This is a genomic window from Microbacterium sp. ER1 (assembly GCF_023383675.1).
Classification (GTDB): Bacteria; Actinomycetota; Actinomycetes; order Actinomycetales; family Microbacteriaceae; genus Microbacterium.
On sequence record NZ_QCXO01000119.1, the window covers coordinates 1 to 13784 of the forward strand.

The 13784-nt window shown below is 71.2% G+C and carries 10 protein-coding genes; 7 read left to right on the forward strand and 3 right to left on the reverse strand.

What is annotated here, in order from left to right:
- Positions 1 to 31 precede the first annotated feature (31 nt).
- The 6 genes from purH (at position 32) to BV453_RS02290 (ending at position 8759) form a co-directional block, all read left to right on the forward strand.
- Complete coding sequence (gene purH / locus BV453_RS02265) at positions 32 to 1639, forward strand: bifunctional phosphoribosylaminoimidazolecarboxamide formyltransferase/IMP cyclohydrolase (protein ID WP_249520785.1); 1608 nt, start codon at positions 32 to 34, stop codon at positions 1637 to 1639.
- 144 nt (positions 1640 to 1783) lie between these two features.
- A complete protein-coding gene (locus BV453_RS02270; protein WP_085606839.1) occupies positions 1784 to 3292 on the forward strand; it encodes a DNA-3-methyladenine glycosylase 2 family protein in 1509 nt (502 codons plus the stop codon).
- A complete protein-coding gene (locus BV453_RS02275) occupies positions 3289 to 3786 on the forward strand; it encodes a methylated-DNA--[protein]-cysteine S-methyltransferase (protein ID WP_249520771.1) in 498 nt (165 codons plus the stop codon). Before BV453_RS02270 ends, BV453_RS02275 begins: the two co-directional genes overlap by 4 nt.
- Positions 3787 to 4092: 306 nt before the next feature.
- A complete protein-coding gene (locus BV453_RS02280) occupies positions 4093 to 6039 on the forward strand; it encodes an ABC transporter ATP-binding protein (RefSeq protein ID WP_249520772.1) in 1947 nt (648 codons plus the stop codon).
- Positions 6036 to 7847, forward strand: coding sequence for an ABC transporter ATP-binding protein (locus BV453_RS02285; RefSeq protein ID WP_060923216.1), 1812 nt, complete (start codon positions 6036 to 6038; stop codon positions 7845 to 7847). Before BV453_RS02280 ends, BV453_RS02285 begins: the two co-directional genes overlap by 4 nt.
- A 90-nt stretch (positions 7848 to 7937) precedes the next feature.
- Positions 7938 to 8759: a hypothetical protein gene (locus BV453_RS02290; protein ID WP_062766286.1), complete on the forward strand. Its 822-nt coding sequence runs from the start codon at positions 7938 to 7940 to the stop codon at positions 8757 to 8759.
- A gap of 85 nt (positions 8760 to 8844) precedes the next feature.
- Here BV453_RS02290 and BV453_RS02295 read toward each other — a convergent pair whose 3' ends face one another.
- Entirely contained in the window at positions 8845 to 9303 is a 459-nt protein-coding gene (locus BV453_RS02295) for an N-acetyltransferase (protein WP_025103788.1), read from the reverse strand.
- A 153-nt stretch (positions 9304 to 9456) separates the two neighbouring features.
- On the opposite strand from BV453_RS02295, the gene BV453_RS02300 reads away from it, so the two are divergent.
- On the forward strand, positions 9457 to 11676 hold the full coding sequence (locus BV453_RS02300; protein WP_249520773.1) for an NADP-dependent isocitrate dehydrogenase: 2220 nt from the start codon (positions 9457 to 9459) through the stop codon (positions 11674 to 11676).
- 85 nt (positions 11677 to 11761) lie between these two features.
- Here BV453_RS02300 and BV453_RS02305 read toward each other — a convergent pair whose 3' ends face one another.
- On the reverse strand, positions 11762 to 13249 hold the full coding sequence (locus BV453_RS02305) for a L,D-transpeptidase family protein (protein WP_231729407.1): 1488 nt from the start codon (positions 13247 to 13249) through the stop codon (positions 11762 to 11764).
- A gap of 115 nt (positions 13250 to 13364) precedes the next feature.
- Positions 13365 to 13769, reverse strand: a complete 405-nt coding sequence (locus tag BV453_RS02310; RefSeq protein ID WP_025103791.1) for a RidA family protein — start codon at positions 13767 to 13769, stop codon at positions 13365 to 13367.
- Positions 13770 to 13784: the final 15 nt, after the last annotated feature.

Consider the following 13784-nt stretch of genomic DNA (forward strand, 5'->3'; position numbering starts at 1 on the left):
CCCCCGACGCCCCCGCACGAAGGAGCCCATCATGGCCGGCCCCCGCCACGACCCCACGCTCTACCGCGATCGCGACACCGTGCCGATCCGGCGCGCTCTCGTCTCGGTCAGCGACAAGACCGACCTGCTCGTGCTCGCCGCCGCGCTCGCCGAGGCGGGCGTCGAGATCGTCTCGACCGGGTCGACGGCGTCCACCATCCGCGACGCCGGCTTCGAGGTGACCGACGTGGCCGCGGTCACGGGCGTCGCCGAGATGCTCGACGGCCGGGTCAAGACGCTGCACCCGAAGGTGCACGGAGGCCTGCTCGCCGACCTGCGCCTGGAGGACCACGAGCGGCAGCTCGCTGAGCTCGACATCGCGCCGTTCGAGCTCGTCGTCGTTAACCTCTACCCGTTCGTGGAGACCGTGGCCTCCGGCGCCGAGGGCGACGACGTGGTGGAGCAGATCGACATCGGCGGCCCCGCCATGGTGCGTGCGGCGGCGAAGAACCACGCCAACGTCGCGATCGTCGTGTCGCCGCAGTCCTACCCGGCGATCATCGCGGCCGTGGCACAGGGCGGCACCTCGCTCGCGCAGCGGCGGGAGCTCGCGGCGCGGGCGTTCGCGCACACCGCGGCCTACGACACGGCCGTCGCGCAGTGGTTCGCCGAGGGCACCCTCAACGACCCGGGCGACCTCCCGGCGCACCTGACGATCCAGGCCGAGCGCCTCGCCACCCTCCGCTACGGGGAGAACTCCCACCAGCGCGGCGCCATCTACACCCGCGCGGGCGGCCACGGCATCGCCCAGGCCACGCAGCTGCAGGGCAAGGAGATGTCGTACAACAACTACGTCGACGCGGACGCCGCCCTGCGCGCCGCCTACGACATGGTCAAGCCGGCGGTGGCGATCATCAAGCACGCGAACCCCTGCGGGATCGCCACGACCGCGCCGAACGCCCTCGACCCGATCGCCAGCGCGCACCTCCGCGCCCATGAGTGCGACCCCGTGTCGGCGTACGGCGGCGTGATCGCCGCGAACGGCACCGTGACGCTGAAGATGGCCGAGAACCTCAAGGACATCTTCACCGAAGTCATCGTCGCGCCGTCGTTCGAGCCCGCGGCCCTCGAGGTGTTCAAGGCGAAGAAGAACCTACGTCTGCTGCAGCTCCCCGAGGACTGGCAGCAGGAGCGCATGGACGTGCGCCTCGTGTCCGGCGGCCTCCTGCTCCAGGACGCGGACCGCTTCCCGGACGACATCGTCTCCGTCGCCAAGAACTGGGAGCTCGTGTCGGGGGAGCGTCCGAGCGACGAGGAGATGGAGAACCTGATCTTCGCGTGGAAGGCCTGCCGGGCCGTGAAGTCGAACGCGATCGTGCTGGCGAAGGACAACGCGACGGTCGGCGTCGGCATGGGCCAGGTCAACCGCGTCGACTCGTGCCGCCTCGCGGTGGAGCGTGCGGGAGATCGTGCCGCCGGATCCGTCGCCTCGTCCGACGCGTTCTTCCCGTTCGCCGACGGTGCCCAGGTGCTCATCGACGCGGGTGTCACGGCGATCGTGCAGCCCGGCGGCTCCGTGCGGGACGAGGAGGTCGTCGATGCCGCGCGCAAGGCCGGCGTCACGATGTTCTTCACGGGGGAGCGTCACTTCTTCCACTGACCGAGACCCCGGTCTTCCGCCGAGGCCCCGGCGTGCGCACGTCTGCACGCCGGGGCCTCGGCGCGTAGGCGGGGTCTCGGGGAAGGAACCGCGATGTCCGATTTCCGCCAGCCGTAGCCGTGCGGGGATGAGAGAGTGGAGGACATGAGCCCCTCCTTCGACGAGCGCTACCGGGCGATCAGCGCTCGGGACACCCGCTTCGACGGGCAGTTCGTCACCGCCGTGCGCTCGACGGGGATCTACTGCCGGCCCAGCTGCCCGGCCCGCACGCCGAAGCCGCAGAACGTCACGTTCTATCCGACGAGTGCCGCGGCGCACGAGGCCGGCTACCGCGCGTGCAAGCGGTGCCTGCCGGAGGCCGCCCCCGGGTCGCCCGCGTGGGACGTCCGCGGAGACACGGCCGCGCGGGCCATGCGCCTGATCGCGTCCGGCGTGGTCGAGCGCGAGGGTGTGCCAGGACTCGCGTCGCGACTCGGCTACTCGAGCCGTCACCTCACGCGGCTGCTGACGACCGAGCTCGGCGCCGGACCGCTCGCACTCGCGCGCGCGCACCGCGCCCACACGGCCCGCATGCTCCTCGTGGGCACCGACATGCCCATCGCGGACGTCGCCTTCGCCGCCGGTTTCCACAGCGTCCGACAGGGCAACGACACGATCCGCGAGGTGTTCGGTCTCACGCCGGGGGAGCTGCGCGCCCGCCGCCGCACGCCCTCCGCGGCCGTACCCGGCACGATCGACCTCGTCCTGCCGTACCGGGGCCCCCTGGATGCGGCCGGGGTCTTCGCGTGGATGGCCGCGCGAGCCGTGACGGGCGTCGAGGAGGCCACGGCGACGTCGTTCTCCCGTCATCTCCGGATGTCGGGCGGCCCCGCGTGGTTCGAGGTGCGTCAGGAGGAGACGGAGCGGCTGCATCTCCGGGCCCGCGTCGCGCAGCTCGGCGACCTCGCGCCGCTGGTGGCCACGGCGCGCCGCATCTTCGACCTCGACGCCGACCCGCTCGCGGTCGACGAGGCCCTGGCCGCGCACCCGCCCCTCGCCCCCCTCGTGGCGCGGACCCCCGGCATCCGCGTGCCCGGGGCTGCCGATCCGCACGAGATGCTCATCCGCGCGATGATCGGGCAGCAGATCACGGTCGTCGCCGCCCGCACCGCGCTCACCGCCCTCACCGACGCGTTGGGGGAGCGGACCCCCGACGGCCTGCTGTTCCCGACGATGTCGGCCATCGCGGAGCACGGGGCGGAGGTGCTGCGCGGCCCCGCCGCCCGGATCCGCGCCGTGACGGGAGCCGCCGCGGCCCTGGCGGACGGGAGCCTGACCCTCACCGTGGGCGATGACGGCCCGACGCAGCGCGCCGCCCTCCTCGCGATGCCGGGGATCGGACCCTGGACCGCCGATTACGTGCGGATGCGGGTGCTCGGCGATCCGGACGTGCTGCTCCCCGGCGACGTGGCTCTCCGTGCCGGTGCCGCGGCCTCCGGGCTGCCCGCCGACCCGAAGACCCTCACCGCCTGGGCGGAGCGCACCGCACCGTGGCGGAGCTACCTCAGCGCGCATCTGTGGCGTGCCGCCCCGATCCGTCCCGCCGGACCGCGGCGCAAATCCGCCGTCCGGCCCGCCCGCGACATCGCATCCGACACCGAGGAGACCTCATGACCGCTCTCATCCAGACCCTCGACACCCCCGACGGTCCCTTCACGATCCTCGCCGACGAGCGCCAGCGGGTGCTCGTGTCCGGGTGGACCGACGACGTCGAGGCGATCCTCGGCCGTCTTCCCGCCCGGGTGCGCCCCGATGCCGTGCGGGAGGCCGAGACGGACGCGGCGGGAGCCGTCGGCGCGTACTACGCGGGTGACGTCGCGGCGATCGACGGGGTCGCGGTCGCGCAGACGGGCACCGCCCTCCAGCTCGCCGGCTGGGCGGCGCTCCGCGGTATCGCGCCGGGGGAGCCCCTGACCTACACCGGCTTCGCGGCCCGGCTCGGCAATCCGCAGGCGGTGCGGGCCGCGGCGTCGATCTGCGCCCGCAACGCCCCGGCGCTGTTCGTGCCCTGCCATCGGGTGCTCCGCACGGACGGCTCCCTCGGCGGCTTCGCGTGGGGGCTCCCGGTGAAGGAGAGCCTTCTGGCGCGGGAGCGCGCCGCCCGCTGACCTCCCGATCCGAGGAGCCCGCCCCGCACGGAGCGGGCTCTTCGGCGTCCCGGGAATTCCCCTTGCGCTCAGCTGGTTCACAGGAATAGGCTGATGGGCTGTCGCGCCAACCGGACGACCTCGCCGAGCCCTTGAGGAGGACACCATGACCACGATCGCCACCGCGCGGATCGCCACCCTCGGCTCGACCCCGGCGCGCCCGCTCTCCTAGAGCCTCCGCCCCTCTTCTGCACCGGATGCCGGGCTCCGTGAGCCCGCTCTCGCATCCGTTCCCCGCTCTTCTCCCCTTCGACTCCTCTGAGAGACATGTCTTCCTCGTCTTCCGCGCAGAACCCGTCCCCCTCGTCCTCCCTCTCCACGCCCGCCGCGCTGTGGCGGCTCAAGCCGTTCGTGAAGCCCGTCATCTGGCGCCTCGCCGGCGGTGCCGCCAGCGCGCTCGCGGCCGCGCTCATCGCCCTGATGATCCCCATCGTGCTCGAGCAGATCATCGGCGGGCCGGTGCAGTCCGGAGCGCTCGACGCGATCATCTGGGGAGCGCTCGCCGTGTTCGCCCTCGGCCTCGGCGAGGCGCTCATGGTGTGGCTCCGCCGGCAGTTCGTGCTCTTCCCCGCCACGCAGGTGGAGTACCGCATGCGCACCGAGCTCTACGCGCGCCTGCAGACGCTTCCCGTCGCGTTCCACGACCGGTGGCAGTCCGGGCAGCTGCTGAGCCGCATGATGCAGGACATCGGCCTCATCCGCCGGTGGCTCGCCTTCGGCCTCGTGCTCCTCGTCGTGAACGTGCTGACGATCCTCATCGGCTCGGTGCTGCTGTTCCGCTGGCACTGGCTGCTGGGCACGATCTTCCTCGTGACGGCGGTCCCGCTGTGGATCCGCGGCTACCTCTTCGAGAAGCGCTACGGCGCGCTCACCCGCCGCAGCCAGGACCAGGCGGGCGATCTCGCCACCAGCGTCGAGGAGAGCGTGCACGGCATCCGCGTGCTCAAGGCGTTCGGCCGCGGCACGCACGCCCTCCGCCGCTTCAGTCGTCAGGCCGAGACGCTGCGCGAGACCGAGATGAGCAAGGCCGGGGCCATCGCCTCGATCTGGTTCTGGCTCGACCTCATGCCGCAGATCGCCTTCGGCCTCAGCCTCATGTCGGGCATCTGGCTCATCTCGCAGGACGCGATCACGTCGGCGGAGCTCTTCGCCTTCTTCGCGATGGCCGTCGTTCTGCGCTGGCCGATCGAGTCGATCGGCTTCCTGTTCTCGTTCATGCTCGACGCGCGCACGGCGACGGACCGCGTCTTCGACATCTTCTCGGAGACGAACACCATCACCGATCCGGAGAACCCGGTGCACATCGAGAACCCGCGCGGCGAGCTCGCGTTCGAGAACGCGCACTTCCGGTACCAGGACGCGGCCGCCGACGAGCGGGACCTGCTCGACGGGATCGACCTCGTGCTGCGGCCGGGGGAGACCATGGCGCTCGTCGGGCTCACCGGCAGCGGCAAGACGACGCTGACGACGCTGCCGACGCGGCTGTACGACGTGACGGGAGGCCGGGTCACGCTCGACGGCGTCGACGTGCGCGACCTGACGCTCGCCGAGCTCCGGGAGCACATCGCGATGGCGTTCGAGGACGCGACGCTCTTCTCGGCGTCGGTCCGTGAGAACGTCCTGCTCGGACGCGCCGACCTCGACGTGCACAGCCCCGAAGCCGAGCGCGTCCTGCGCGAGGCGCTCGACGTGGCGCAGGCTTCCTTCGTCGACACGCTCCCCGAGGGTGTCGAGACGGTGATCGGCGAGGAGGGACTGAGCCTGTCCGGCGGACAGCGCCAGCGGCTCGCCCTGGCCCGCGCCGTGGCCGCCAACCCCCGCGTGCTCGTCCTCGACGACCCGCTGTCGGCACTGGACGTCGACACCGAGGCGCTCGTCGAGGAGGCGCTGCGGCACGTGCTCGCCGACACCACCGCGATGATCGTCGCGCATCGTCCGTCCACCGTGGCTCTCGCCGATCGCGTGGCGCTGCTCGAGGACGGCCGGATCACCGCCGTCGGCACGCACGCCGAGCTGCTCCGGACGAGCCGGCACTACCGGCACGTCATCTCCAGTCTGGAAGCCGAGGAGGCCGCCCGCACCGGGGCCATCCCGATCATCCGCGACGAGCAGGCCGAGATCCACGAGACCGTGCAGGACGGCATCCGCGAGGAGGCCGATGACGAGGCGCCGGGAGGCGCCCCCCGATTCGCAGGAGAGGAGGTGCAGCGATGAGCTCCCTCACCGGAACCCAGGACGAGGACCGCTCCCGCCTCACCACGGAGGAGAGCAGGGCGATCCGCCGCCGCTCGCTGCGGCTGCTCGGCTCGCTCGTGCGTCCGCTCAAGCCGCAGATCGTGCTCGCCGCGACCGTGCTCGTCATCTCGACGGCGCTGCAGGTGGCGGGGCCGATCCTCATCAGCATCGGCCTCGACCGGGCGCTCCCCGCGGTGCTCGACGACGCCGACTGGATGCCGACGTTCGTCGTCGGCGGCATCTACCTGCTCGCGGGTGCTCTCGCCGCCGTGCTCATCGCCTGGTACGTCATCATCGCGGCGAAGCTGACCCAGGCCGTCCTGCTGGACCTGCGCAAGCGCATCTTCCTGCACACCCAGCGCCTGAGCCTGGAGTTCCACGAGTCGTACACCTCGGGGCGGATCATCTCGCGCCAGACGAGCGACCTGGACTCCATCAAGGAGCTCCTCGACGGCGGCCTGAACGAGCTCGTCTCCGGCGTGCTCTTCGGTGTCTTCACCTTCATCGCGCTGTGCGTGTGGGACTGGCAGTCCGGTCTCATCCTCGCGATCGGCGGCGTGCCGCTGTTCTTCCTCATGCGCTGGTTCTACTCGCGCTCGCAGCTCGTGTACCGCGAGTCCCGGGTGATCAGCGCGAAGGTGATCGTCCAGTTCGTGGAGACCATGACGGGCATCCGCGCGGTCAAGGCCTTCCGGAAGGAGCCGCGCAACGACGAGGCCTTCCAGGGCGTGGCCGGCGAGTACCGGGACGTGAACCGTCGCTCGATGCTGCTGTTCGGCACGTTCGAGCCGGGCCTCATGGGCGTCGCGGCGCTCGTGCTCGGGGTCGTCGTGCTGTGGGGCGGCATCCGGGTCTCGGAGGGAGCGCTCACGGTCGGCGTGCTGCTGTCCGCCGTGCTCTACGTGCGCAACTTCTTCGCTCCGATGCAGGAGATCGCGATGTTCCTCAACTCCTATCAGTCCGCCACCGCCGCACTGGAGAAGGTGTCGGGCGTCCTGGAGGAGGTCCCGACGGTGCCGGACCCCGAGAAGCCGGTGGACCTCTGGGAGTCCCGCGGGCACATCCGCTTCGACGAGGTCACGTTCGCGTACAACGAGGACAAGACGATCCTGCCGAACTTCTCGCTCGACATCCCGGCCGGGCAGACCATCGCGCTGGTCGGGACGACGGGGGCGGGCAAGTCCACGCTGGCCAAGCTCATCTCGCGGTTCTACGACCCGTCCGCGGGGACGGTGACGCTCGACGGCGTCGATCTGCGGTCGCTGCACCCGAAGGATCTCCGCCGGGCGATCGTCATGGTCACGCAGGAGGCGTACCTGTTCAGCGGGACCGTCGCCGACAACATCGCGCTCGGGCGCCCGGACGCGACGCTGGACGAGATCCGCGAGGCGGCACGGGCGGTGGGCGCCGACGCGTTCATCTCGGCGCTGCCGGACGGGTACGACACCGACGTGAACAAGCGCGGCGGTCGTGTCTCGGCGGGGCAGCGCCAGCTCATCTCGTTCGCCCGCGCCTTCCTCGCCGACCCGGCGGTGCTGATCCTCGACGAGGCGACGGCCTCGCTGGACATCCCGTCCGAGCGGCTGATCCAGGACGCGTTGCAGACGCTGCTGGCCGACCGGACGGCGATCATCATCGCGCACCGGCTGTCGACGGTGGCGATCGCGGACCGTGTGCTCGTGATGGAGCACGGCCGGATCATCGAGGACGACACCCCGGCCGCTCTGATCGGCGGCACCGGGAAGTTCGCCCAGTTGCACGCGGCCTGGCAGGAGACGCTCGTCTGACGCGCTGACGCGACTGAGGCCCCGGCATCCGCACGGATGCCGGGGCGCTGCGTCCGGGCGCGGGCGCGCCGCGGTCGGTAGCATCGAAGGATGGACCCCTTCCTCCTCGTCGCGGAGTGGTGGTGGCTCGCGCCGACCGCCGCCGCCGGGGTGACCGCGGGCGCGATCGGGGTGCGTCATCGCAACACCCGCAGCGGCCGCCGACTGGAGTACGACGCCGCGCGGCACGACCTCCGTGAGGCCCAGCAGCGCGCGGTGGTCCGACGGACGGCTCTGAAAGTGGCACGAGCCGACCTCGCGAGGGTCTCCGCCGAGCGGGCCGCGCAGCGCGCGAGCGCCGAGCAGGTGGCCGGCGCCCGGCGCATGCTCAAGGAGCGTGAACGCGATGCCAGGGCGGCGGCGGCCGACGTCCGCGCCCGACGAGTCCGGCTGAACGCGGCTCGCGCCGCGATCCCCGCCGGCTCCGCCCCGCGGCCGCTGGAGCGGCTGTATGCGGAGCACGAGGCAGTGACGGCGCGGTGGATGCGATACGAGACCGACCCCGCGCTGCAGATCACCTATCCCGAGATGACGGACGTGAAGCGCCCGGAGACGGCCGCCTACCTCCGGGCCGCCGGCGCGGCGGTCGAGGCGCGTCGGCAGACGACGGGCCGCGTGACCGCCGCCGAGTACGCGGCCTACCGCGACGCCGTCGCCGAGCTGGAGCGGGCGTTCGAGGCCGCCGAGCACGCCGCGAAGGTGCAGACGGGGGAGGCGCCGCCGACTCCGGCCTGGCAGGACGCTGCGCAGGACATGCTGCACCGGTCTGCGGAGGCCATCGACCGGGCGGCCGGAGCTGCCGCGTCTGCGCTCGCCGCGTGGAACAGCCGTCGGGGGAAGGGCACGCCTCCCGGCGACAGCGGTCAGCGCTGAGAGGGATCGAGGTCGCGCCGCCCGGCGGAATCCGAGGGCGACGGAGTCTCGATGGGGGAGGGGATTCGAGACCCCGCCGCCGGTCTCAGGAGGGGACCCGGATCTCGGCGATGACCTCGCCGTAGGCCGTCTCCCCGACGGGGGTGAAGCCGACGCGGCGGAAGAACGCCTCCGGGCCGTCCTCGCCGGCTTCGTAGATGACGTTGACATGGTCGACGCCGCGGTTGCGTGCTTCGTCGATGAGACTCTCCACGGCGAAGCGGCCGACGCCGCGACCCTGGTCGTCCGCGTCGACGTTGATGCGCCACAGCACGGAGCGGAAGTGCTCCTCCGGGGCCTCGTCGTCGAAGTTGGCGCTCACGAAGCCCACGACCTCGTTGCGGTCCAGGATCACCCGCTGCCAGGAGGTCTGCGGGTTGATGACGGTGGCCGCGATGCCGTACGAGACGGGGGCGAGGAACTGCTCCTGTCCGGGCTTGAGCGACAGGTTGTTCACGGCGACGATCGTCGCGGCGGAGAGTTCGACCATGCGCAGTTCGGACATGTCCCCAGGCTAGCCCCTCCGGTCACCGCATTCATCACTCGGGAGGACTTTTCACGGACCGGGCGCCTCCCTCGGGGCCGCCGCTTCGGGGCCGACCCCGCTCAGGTATCTTGGTATCGAGACAAATAGACCTCGTGAACGGAGAACCTCCCGGTGACCGACGACGCCATCATCTACACCTACACCGACGAGGCACCGGCACTGGCCACCGCCTCGTTCCTGCCGATCGTCCAGGCCTACACGGGCCAGGCGGGCATCGAGTTCGAGACGCGGGACATCTCTCTGGCCGGCCGCATCCTCGCCGCCTTCCCGCAGAAGCTCGCCCCCGAGCAGCAGGTCGGCGACGCGCTGGCGGAGCTGGGCGGCCTCGCCACCCTCCCCGAGGCCAACATCATCAAGCTGCCGAACATCTCGGCGTCGATCCCGCAGCTCAAGGCGGCCATCGCGGAGCTGCAGCAGCAGGGGTACGACATCCCCGACTTCCCGGACGAGCCCTCGTCGCTGGAGGAGAAGGACATCCGCGCCCGCTACGACCGCATCAAGGGCTCCGCCGTGAACCCGGTGCTGCGCGAGGGCAACAGCGACCGCCGGGCGCCGCTGGCGGTGAAGAACTATGCCAAGAAGCACCCGCACCGCAACAAGCCGTTCGCGGAGGGCTCCAAGACCCGCGTCGCCACCCTGGGCCACGACGACTTCAAGCACAACGAGCGCTCGTGGGTCGCCGCTCACGACGACGTCCTCTCCTTCCGCCACACCGCGAAGGACGGCACCGTCACGGTCCTCAAGGAGGGGCTCAAGGTCCTCCCGCGCGAGATCATCGACGCGACCTTCCTGTCCGCGAAGGAGCTGGACGCGTTCCTCGCCGACACCCTCGCGGAGGCCAAGGCCGACGACGTGCTCTACTCGGTGCACCTCAAGGCCACGATGATGAAGGTCAGCGACCCGATCATCTTCGGTCACGTCGTGAAGGCGTTCTTTAAGGACGTCTTCGACCAGTACGGCACCCAGCTCGCCGAGGCCGGGCTCAGCGCGAACGACGGCCTCGGCTCGATCCTCGCCGGCCTGGCCACCGTCGCGGGTGGCGAGGAGATCGCCGCGGCGTTCGACAAGGCCATCGCCGAGGGGCCGCGCCTGTCGTACGTGAACTCCGACAAGGGGATCACGAACCTGCACGTGCCGAGCGATGTCATCGTCGACGCATCCATGCCCGCCCTCGTCCGCAACGGCGGGAAGCTCTGGGGCAAGGACGGCGAGGAGGCCGACACGATCGCGGTCATCCCCGACTCCTCCTACGCGAGCGTCTACCAGGCCGTGATCGACGATGTGATCGCGAACGGCCCGCTCGACCCCGCCACCATCGGCACCGTGCCGAACGTGGGTCTCATGGCGCAGGCGGCCGAGGAGTACGGCAGCCACGACAAGACGTTCGAGATCGCGGCGGACGGCATCGTCCAGGTGCTCGACAGCGAGGGCACCGTCCTCATCGAGCACGAGGTCGGCAAGGGTGACATCTGGCGTGCGACGCAGACCAAGCACATCCCGGTCATGGACTGGGTCAAGCTCGCGGTCGGCCGCGCCCGCGCGACGGGTGCCCCGGCGGTGTTCTGGCTCGACGCGAACCGCTCGCACGACGCGCAGATCATCGCGAAGGTGCACCAGGGTCTCGCCACGCTCGACACCAAGGGCCTGACGATCACGATCCTCGCGCCGGAGGAGGCGACGCGGTACACGCTCGCCCGCATGCGTCACGGTCTGGACACCATCTCGGTGACCGGCAACGTGCTGCGCGACTACCTCACCGACCTGTTCCCGATCCTCGAAGTCGGCACGAGCGCCAAGATGCTCTCCATCGTGCCGCTGCTCGCCGGCGGCGGACTGTTCGAGACGGGTGCCGGCGGCTCCGCGCCGAAGCACGTGCAGCAGCTGGTCGAGGAGAACTACCTGCGCTGGGACTCGCTGGGCGAGTTCTTCGCGCTGGCCGCCTCCCTCGAGCACTTCGCCGACCGCACGGGCAACGAGAAGGCCCGCGTGCTCGCGGAGACGCTCGACGCCGCGACCGGTACCTTCCTCGAGGAGGACCGCTCGCCCGGCCGCGCTCTCGGCACGATCGACAACCGCGGAAGCCACTTCTACCTCGGCCTGTACTGGGCGCAGGAGCTGGCCAAGCAGACGAAGGACCCGGAGCTCGCCGCCGCCTTCGCGCCCATCGCCGAGAAGCTCGCCGCGAACGAGGAGACGATCGTCTCCGAGCTGAACGCGGTGCAGGGCTCCCCGGTGGAGATCGGCGGCTACTACCGTCCGGACGAGAAGCTCGTCGAGGCGGTCATGCGCCCGTCCACGACGCTCAACGAGATCGTCGACGCCCTGCGCTGAGACGACGAGAAGGGGGCGGATGCTGCGGCATCCGCCCCCTTCTGCTGTCTTCCCCAGCCGGGTTCGCCCGGTGCAGGGCTCCGGATCAGTTGTAGACGGAGACCTCGAGGCCCACGGGGGACCAGTCGTAGACGTACTTGGCGAGGTCGATCGGCAGGTTCACGCAGCCGTGGCTCATCCGGTTGCCGAAGTTGTTGTGCCAGTAGGTGCCGTGGAAGCCGATGTTCGGGGCGAACCACGTGATCCAGGGCACGTCCTCGGTGCAGTACGGCGCGCCCTCGTAGCAGCCCATGTCCTGGATGGCGGTGTGCGCGAACACCTTGAAGTTGCCGGTCGGCGTGGGCGTTCCGGGAAGACCGGTCGACACCGCCCAGGACTGCACGACCTTGTCGTTCTCGAACAGGTAGGCGCGCTGCGTGCTGAGGTTGATCTCGGCGCGGCGGAACAGGTTCGTCGTCTCGAAGGGGGTCTCCGTCACGGAGAGGGCGAAGACGCCGTCTCCCGCGGCGAGTTGCGTCGCGAAGTCGTCGGCGATGTCCGCGGTGTCGCCGAGGGCGCGTCCGGTGGCGCCCTCCTTCTCGGCGCGCAGCACGTTCCCCGCGGAGTCCACGATGTTGGTCGCGTTGACGGGGGCGCGGTCCACCGCGGCGGGCAGCGTGTCCACCGTGGCCTGGATCGCCTCGGGGTCGGCCTCGATGCGGAGCTGGCCGTCGTCGTCGACCACGGTCAGCCAGGAGGCCGCGACCTCGGGGGAGACCGGGACGGTCCGCTCCTCGCCGACGTAGAAGCCGATGGTCGAGAGCATGGTGTTGAGCGTGGTCGCGGTCGCCGTGGCGTCGTCGTCGGACACGGCGGGCGCGGCCTCGGCCGGACCACCGGGGTACTCGAACGTCGTGCGGCCGTCGCCCACGGCCTCGACGAAGGCCGCGTTCAGTGCGGTCACGTCGATGCCCGTCCCGGGCGTGGACGGCGTGACGGCGTAGGTGCCCTTCGCGGCGTCGAAGACCACTCCGGCGTCGACCGGGTCGACGAAGCTGCCGGGGACGGCGCTGCGGAGCGCCGCGGCGGCGGTCTCCTGGTCGAGCACGATGTCGGCCGGCACGGGGTCGCCCATCCACGCGCCGAGGTTCCACATCGGGTGTGCGGCGAACGCGGCGTCGGCGAGCGCGGTGGCATCGGCGGTGGCGCCCAGGTCGGCGCCCGTGAGCACGGCGTCGTCGCCCTCGCCCGTGAGGGTCACCTCGGTCTGCGCGAGGCGGGAGCTGATCGCGTCGGCGGCGGCCCCGGGGGTCATCCAGCCGACCGGGATGCCCGCGACGGTGGTGCCGGGGGCGATGAGGATCATCGAGGCGGCGCCGGCGCCGAGCGCGACCACGCCGAGGCCGAGACCGATCCACAGGCCGAGGCGGCGCTTCTTCGGGGCGGGCTCGACGGGAGCCCAGGCCAGGGGCTGCTCGCCGGTCTGCGGCGGGGCCGTGTCGGTCGCCGCCTCCGGCGTCAGGACGCTCGTCGGTGTCGCATCGTCGGGCTGTGCCCCCGTCGCAGTGCCCGGCGTGGAAATCAGATCGGTCACGAACTACACCCCCCGCAGTCTCGACGTGTCCTGTCGTCCATGGTACGGGATGGCTGGTAACGGGGAGGCAACGGTCCTGATAAGGTGCCTCCCCGTTCGCCAGGGGTGTCGGGGGTCAGTCGACGACGGCGAGTCCGTCGATCTCGACGAGCATCTCCTCGCGGGGAAGTCCGGTGAAGACGGTGGTGCGGGAGGGCAGCACGCCGCTGGTCGTGTGGGCCTCGACGAACGCGCCGTAGGCCTCGTTCATGATCGGGAAGTCCTCGCGCTTGGTGAGGTACACGCGCAGCATCACGACATCGTCGAACGTGGCGCCGGAGGCCTCCACGATGGCCTTGACGTTCTCGAGCGTGCGGGTGGTCTGCGCCGCGACGTCGCCCGGGTACAGGTACTCGTTGGTCTGCGGGTCGACGGGGCCCTGGCCGGAGACCTGGACGATCGGGCCCTTGCGGACGCCCTGCGAGAAGGTGTGCGCGGGAGCGGGGGCGGCGTCGGTGGAAACTCGTGTCTTCGCGGTCATGCCGCCAGCCTAGTA

Excerpts from the sequence above, each read along its gene's own strand:
- purH (WP_249520785.1), top strand. The coding sequence starts at position 32 with ATGGCCGGCCCCCGCCACGACCCCACGCTCTACCGCGATCGCGACACC.
- BV453_RS02270 (WP_085606839.1), top strand. The coding sequence starts at position 1,784 with ATGAGCCCCTCCTTCGACGAGCGCTACCGGGCGATCAGCGCTCGGGAC.
- BV453_RS02275 (WP_249520771.1), top strand. The coding sequence starts at position 3,289 with ATGACCGCTCTCATCCAGACCCTCGACACCCCCGACGGTCCCTTCACG.
- BV453_RS02280 (WP_249520772.1), top strand. The coding sequence starts at position 4,093 with ATGTCTTCCTCGTCTTCCGCGCAGAACCCGTCCCCCTCGTCCTCCCTC.
- BV453_RS02285 (WP_060923216.1), top strand. The coding sequence starts at position 6,036 with ATGAGCTCCCTCACCGGAACCCAGGACGAGGACCGCTCCCGCCTCACC.
- BV453_RS02290 (WP_062766286.1), top strand. The coding sequence starts at position 7,938 with ATGGACCCCTTCCTCCTCGTCGCGGAGTGGTGGTGGCTCGCGCCGACC.
- BV453_RS02295 (WP_025103788.1), bottom strand. The coding sequence starts at position 9,303 with ATGTCCGAACTGCGCATGGTCGAACTCTCCGCCGCGACGATCGTCGCC.
- BV453_RS02310 (WP_025103791.1), bottom strand. The coding sequence starts at position 13,769 with ATGACCGCGAAGACACGAGTTTCCACCGACGCCGCCCCCGCTCCCGCG.